This is a genomic window from Desulfarculaceae bacterium, from assembly GCA_020444545.1.
In the GTDB taxonomy this organism is placed as follows: Bacteria; Desulfobacterota; Desulfarculia; order Desulfarculales; family Desulfarculaceae; genus Desulfoferula.
Window position 1 is genome coordinate 708,006 of sequence record JAHLKT010000004.1, and the last position, 6,330, is coordinate 714,335.

General features: G+C 66.1%; 5 protein-coding genes. All 5 read left to right on the top strand.

What is annotated here, in order from left to right:
• Window positions 1–5 precede the first annotated feature (5 nt).
• The 5 genes from KQH53_15035 (at window position 6) to KQH53_15055 (ending at window position 6,180) form a co-directional block, all read left to right on the top strand.
• A complete protein-coding gene (locus KQH53_15035; protein MCB2227993.1) occupies window positions 6–1,136 on the top strand; it encodes a M20 family metallopeptidase in 1,131 nt (376 codons plus the stop codon).
• Between the two features lie 3 nt (window positions 1,137–1,139).
• On the top strand, window positions 1,140–1,907 hold the full coding sequence (locus KQH53_15040; GenBank protein MCB2227994.1) for an alpha/beta hydrolase: 768 nt from the start codon (window positions 1,140–1,142) through the stop codon (window positions 1,905–1,907).
• Window positions 1,908–2,254: 347 nt separating this feature from the next.
• A complete protein-coding gene (locus KQH53_15045) occupies window positions 2,255–3,361 on the top strand; it encodes a TRAP transporter substrate-binding protein (protein ID MCB2227995.1) in 1,107 nt (368 codons plus the stop codon).
• A gap of 202 nt (window positions 3,362–3,563) precedes the next feature.
• On the top strand, window positions 3,564–4,130 hold the full coding sequence (locus tag KQH53_15050) for an XRE family transcriptional regulator (GenBank protein MCB2227996.1): 567 nt from the start codon (window positions 3,564–3,566) through the stop codon (window positions 4,128–4,130).
• 70 nt (window positions 4,131–4,200) lie between these two features.
• Window positions 4,201–6,180 carry an acetoacetate--CoA ligase gene (locus KQH53_15055; protein MCB2227997.1) on the top strand — a complete coding sequence of 660 codons (1,980 nt, stop codon included), beginning with the start codon at window positions 4,201–4,203 and terminating at the stop codon, window positions 6,178–6,180.
• Window positions 6,181–6,330: the final 150 nt, after the last annotated feature.

The following is a 6,330-nucleotide window of genomic DNA, read 5'->3' on the forward strand; positions in this document are numbered from 1 at the left end:
AAGCCATGAGCCCCATGCCCGATCCCGTGAAGATCGCCAGCGAACTGGTCTGTCTGGACACCGTGAACCCTCCCGGCGGGGAGGAAGCCGCCGCCCGCTATCTGGGCGGGCTGCTGGCCGGGCGCGGCCTCAAGCTGGACTATTACCAGCTCGCGCCGGAGCGGGCCGGGCTGGTGGCCACCATCCCCGGCCGGGGCGGCAAAGCGCCCCTGGTCTTCACCGGCCATCTGGACACCGTGCCCCTGGGCAACGCGCCCTGGAGCTTCTCGGCCCACTGCGGGGAGATCAAGGACGGCCTTTTGCTGGGGCGCGGCGCGGCGGACATGAAGAGCGGGGTGGCCGCCCTGGCCGCTGCGGCCATCGCCCTGGCCGATGAGCCCGCCGGTCCGGCGGACCTGGTGTTTGTCTTCACCGCCGCCGAGGAGACCGGCTGCCAGGGCGCCCTGCAGATGGGCGACAGCGGCAACCTGCCCGCCCAGGCCGGGGCCCTGTTGGTGGCCGAGCCCACGGACAACGTGCCCTTCCTGGGGCACAAGGGGGCCCTGTGGCTGGAGGCCTCGGCCAAGGGCAAGTCGGCCCACGGCTCCATGCCCGACATGGGCGACAACGCCATCTACAAGGCGGCGCGGGCCGCGGCGGGGCTGGAGAGCTTCTTCGCCGAGGCCACGGCCCACCCCCAACTGGGCAAGCCCACCCTCAACGTGGGCACCTTCTCGGGGGGCAGCAAGATCAACATGGTGCCCGACCAGGCGGTGTTCCAGATCGACATCCGCACCGTGCCCGGCCTGGAGCACGATGAGCTGGCCCGGCGCATCGCTGCCCAGGTGGGGCCCGAGATCGCCCTGACCCGGCTCATCGACCTGCCCGGCTTCCTCACCCCGCCCGACGAGCCCTGGACCGCCGGAGTGCTGAAGCTCTTGGCGCGGGAGCAGGGGCAAGAGCCCGTGCCGGGATACGTCAATTACTTCACCGACGCCTCGGTGCTGCGCCCGGCCCTGGGCGACCCGCCCACCGTGATCCTGGGACCGGGCCTGCCCGGCCAGGCCCACCAGACCGACGAGTTCTGCGCGGTGGCCAAGATCCAGGAGGCGGCGGAGCTCTACCTGGCCCTGGCCCGCGACTGGCAGGGGGCTTAGGTCATGTGGCCCCAGGCCTGGCAAAGCGCCGAAGTGGGCCTGAGCTTCCCCAGGCGGGAGTTCGACCCCGCCCTGCCCACCTTGCTCTGCGTGCACGGCTCCGGCGGCCGGGGCGCGGAGTTTTTGCCCATGCTGGAGCTGCTGGGCGGCGCGGCCAACGCGGCGGCCATCGACCTGCCCGGCCACGGCGAGACCCCCGGCCCGGGGCGCAGCGAGGTCGCTGATTACGTGGCCTGGCTGGCCGCCTTCCTGGAGGCCGGTCCCATAAAGCCGGTGCTCCTGGGCAACTCCCTGGGCGGGGCCATCGCCCTGGGCATGGCCCTGTCCCGGCCCGAGCTACTCAGCGGCATCGTGTCCTGGGGCAGCGGGGCGCGCCTCAGGGTGCTGCCCAAGATTATCGATGGCCTGGCTCACGACTTCGAGCCCACGGTGGAGTATCTGGCCCAGATGGCCTTTGCCGACGCCACCGACCCGGCCCTCAAGGAGCAGGGCCGCCGAGAGATGGCCCTCACCGCGCCCGAGGTGCTGCACGGCGACTACTCGGCCTGCGACCGCTTCGACGTGATGGCCCGCCTGGGCGAGATCGCCCTGCCCTGCCTGGTGGTCTGCGGCGACGGCGACAAGCTCACTCCGCTCAAGTACAGCCAGTACCTGGCCGCGAACATCGCCGGGGCCAAACTGGCGGTGATCCCCGGCGCGGGGCATCTGATCCACGCCGAGCAGCCCGAGGCCGGAGCGCGAGCCCTGGCCGATTTCGTGGCCGCCACCTAGCCGGCCGCCCCTTCGGCGCGCCTGCCAGCGCCGGGCCCAACATTTCTCATCAGGCAAAATAATTTTTTGGCCGCCGCGCGCGGAGCCCCACCGGACCGCCACAGCGTAAAACTATTTAACTCTATGTATATACTTGTCTTTAGGCATTTTTATGCCTGCCAGTATCAAATTTTAAGGGGGTTGACCCTCGGGATTCAACAATGCTAATTATCCTCTCAGGCAAATAAATAATCGCGGGAATGATCCCACAAAACACCCGTCCAACCTCCGCGATCGCCCCAACTTTGTTTATGAATACCGCGAATATTGTTCTCGAACCGGAGTAGTCATTCCAAAGGGAGGTTGTGATGAAAAGAAGGGATTTCCTTAAAAAGGCGGGCGCCGGAGCCGCCGTGGCCGCCGCGGCCACCACGGTCAACGCGCCCTTCGTGCAGGCGCGCCCCAAGGTGCGCTGGAAGATGGTGACCACCTGGCCGCCAAACCTGCCCTACTTGCAAGACGCGGCCGAGTACATGGCCAAGCTGGTGGAGCAGATGAGCGGCGGCGAATTCAAGATCAAGGTCTATGCCGCCGGCGAGCTGGTGCCCGCCCTGCAAACCTTCGAGGCGGTGCGCCAGGGCTCCACGGTGCAGGCCGGTTCCAGCGTGGCCTATTACCAGGCCGGCAAGGCCCCGGCGGCTCAGTGGTTCGCGGCGGTCCCCTTCGGCCTCAACTGCCTGGGCATGTCCGCCTGGTTCTACTCGGGCGGCGGCCTCAAGCTGTGGGAAGAGACCTACGCCCCCTTCGGCGTGCTGCCCCGGCCCGGCGGCAGCACCGGCGTGCAGATGGGCGGCTGGTTCAACAAGAAGATCAACACCATCGAGGACTTCAAGGGCCTGAAGATGCGCATGCCCGGCCTGGGCGGCAAGGTGCTGGCCAAGGCCGGCGCCACCATCACCCTGGTGCCCGGCGGCGAGATCTTCACCAACATGGAGCGCGGGGTCATCGACGCCACCGAGTGGGTGGGCCCCCTGCACGACAAGATCATGGGCTTCTACAAAGTGGCCAAGTACTACTACTACCCCGGCTGGCATGAGCCGGGAGCATTCGTGGAGTACATCTTCAACCAGAAGGCCGTGGACAAGCTCTCCTCCGAGCACAAGGCCATCCTGGACGCGGCCTGCGCCCAGGCCGGCGCCTGGACCACCCAGGGCTTCAACGCGGCCAACGGCCAGGCCCTGCGCGACCTGATCTTCAAGCACAAGGTCAACCTGGTGCGCTTCCCGGACCCGGTGCTGGCCCAGCTCAAGGTCTACTCCAAGGAGGCCCTGGCCGAAATCGCGGCCAAGGACCCCCAGGCCAAGAAGGTCAACGACAGCTACCAGAAGTTCTCGGCCATCGTGGGCACCTGGGGCGAGATCTCCGAAAAGCCCTATTACAACGCGATCGCCGACAAGTACCCCCTGGTCGGCTGATGCCGCGCCACGGAGGGTTTAGGCCATAAGCAAGGGACGGGACGCCGCCGAAAACATGGGCGGCTCCCGTCCCTCCCCGGACCAGATGTAACGGCCCCCAAACATATTGCACTAATGATATTTTAAGATGAAATGCGATGACCGCCGGGGGCTGTGGGGGCTCCGTGTGTTGGCACCGATTCTTTAAGGGCGGGGTGTTGTTTTGCTGGAAAAAACCATAGCCAAAAATATTCGCGCGCTGCGCAAGGCCCGCAAGATGACCCTCCAGGACGTGGAGGACCGCACCGGTTTGTCCAAGGGCTACTTGTCCAAGGTGGAGCGGGGGCTCAAGTTCCCGCCCTTTTCCACCATGGGCCAGATCGCGGGCGCCCTGGGGGTGGAAGTCAACTTCCTGCTAAAGGACAACCTGCCCGGCACCCCGGACATCCGCATCGCGCTGACCCCGGCGGGCCAGGGCAGCAAGGGCCAGACCCTGGCCGAGGAGCGCGGCTACAGCTACGAGACCCTGGCCGCGGGCAAGCCGGGCAAGAACATGGTCCCTTACATCATCGAGGTGGCCGCCCAGGAGGAGCAGATTTTCACCCACGAGGGCGAGGAGTTCCTCTACGTGCTCGAGGGCGAGATGGAGTTCTCCTACGACGGCAAGACCTACATCATGAAGCAGGGGGACAGCGTGTATTTTGAATCGGCCGTACCGCACAGCGGGCGCAGCATCGCCAAAGGCAAGACCCGCCTCTTGGCGGTGATGTACAACTACAAGCGTCTGTGAGCCCCGGCGCGGCCTCTTTCCGACCATACGACCTTAAACCGTCTCCGCGGTGTTTAATCGGGAGTTCAACATGGCAACTGAAAGCGTAAAAGACGGCGACATACTCTGGAGTCCTTCGGAGGCGGCGAAACAACGCGCCAACCTGACCAGCTTCATGGAGTGGCTCAAGCGGGAGAAGGGCCTGTCCTTCGAGGGCTACCCCGACCTGTGGGAGTGGTCCACCACCGAGGTGGAGGCCTTCTGGGAGTCGATTTGGCAGTACTTCGACGTGCAAAGCTCCCAGCCCTATGGCGAGGTGCTCAGCCAGCGCGAGATGCCCGGGGCCCGCTGGTTCCAGGGCAGCCGCCTCAACTACACCCAGCAGGTGTTCACGGACATGGAGCCGGACAAGACCGCCTTCATGTTCAAGTGCGAGGACGGCCCCTTGCAGCCGGTGACCTGGCAGGAACTATACGACCAGGTGGCCTCGGTGGCTGCTTCGTTGCGTGAGATGGGCGTGGAAAGCGGCGACCGGGTGGTGGCCTTCATGCCCAACATCCCGCACACCCTCATCGGCTTCTTGGCCTGCGCCAGCATCGGCGCGGTGTGGTCCAGCTGCTCGCCGGACTTCGCCAGCCGCAGCGTGGTGGACCGCTTCAGCCAGATCGAGCCCAAGGTGCTCTTCGCGGTGGACGCCTACATCTACGGCGGCAAGATCTTCGACACCACCGCCGCGGTGGCCGAGATGGCCGCGGCCATGCCCACCCTCAAGCAGGTGGTGATGGTCTCCTACCTGGAGGGCGAGCGCCAGGGCGCGGTGGCCGGGGCCATGCCCTGGGACGACCTGCTGGGGCGCGGCGAACCGCTAGTCTACGAGCAGGTGCCTTTCAACCACCCCATCTGGGTGGTCTACTCCTCGGGCACCACCGGCAAGCCCAAGGGCCTGGTGCACAGCCAGGGCGGCGTGCTGGTGGAGTTCTTGAAGTTCCACTCCTTCCATCTGAACCTGCATCCGGGCGACATCTTTTTCTGGTTCAGCACCACCGGCTGGGTGATGTGGAACATCGTGCAGGGCGGCCTGCTGGTCAAGGCGGTGCCCATCCTCTACGACGGCAACCCCGCCTACCCAGACATGCACACCCTGTGGAAGATGGCCGAAGAGGCGCGGCTCAACTTTTTCGGCACCAGCGCCGCCTTCATCGGCGCCTGCATGCAGCAGGGCCTCAAGCCGGCCAGCCAGTACGATTTGAGCAGCCTCCAGGCCATGGGCTCCACCGGCTCCCCGCTCTCGCCCGAGGGCTTCAAGTGGGTCTACGACGAGGTGGCCGGCGACGTGGTCCTGGGCTCCACCAGCGGGGGCACCGATATTTCCTCGGGCTTCCTGGGGGCCTGCCCCCTGCTGCCGGTGCGGGCGGGGCAGTTGCAGTGCCGCTGTTTGGGGGTGAAAGCCGAGGCCTGGGACGAAGAAGGCAAGGCGGTGATCGACCAGGTGGGCGAGCTGGTGATCAGTGAGCCCATGCCCTCCATGCCCCTGTACCTGTGGAACGACCCGGACGGCACGCGCTATCTGGACAGCTACTTCGCGGTCTATCCCGGCGCCTGGTGCCACGGCGACTGGGTGCGCATGACCCCCGAGGGCGGCTGCGTGATCCTGGGCCGCTCCGACTCCACCCTTAACCGCCAGGGGGTGCGCATGGGCTCGGCCGACTTCTACAACGTGCTGGAGGACCTGCCCGAGCTGGCCGACAGCCTCATCGTGGGCTACACCGATTCCAAGGGGCAGTATCACATGCCCCTGTTCGTGGTAATGGCCGAAGGCTACGCCCTGGACCAGGAGCTGACCAAGCGCATCAACTCCACCCTGCGCTCCTCCCTCTCGCCGCGCCACGTGCCCGACGGCGTGTTCGCCATCGCCGAGGTGCCGCGCACCATCAACCAGAAAAAGCTGGAGGTGCCGGTGATCAAGATTCTCTCCGGCGTGCCGGTGGAACAGGCGGTGAACGTGGACTCCATGAGCAACCCCGAGTCCATCGCCTTTTTCACCAAGTTCGCGGCCGAGCCGCCCTGGTAGCCTGCTCGGACGGCCGGTCCGCCGAACCGGCGGGCCGGCCGTCCTGTTTTTGAGCTTCGCGGGTTGAGCGTGGTCTGGAATTTCGCGGCAGGGCCGGGAGTAGCGCATGAACGCACTTAGAAGCATCGCCAACTTCATAGACATGATCAA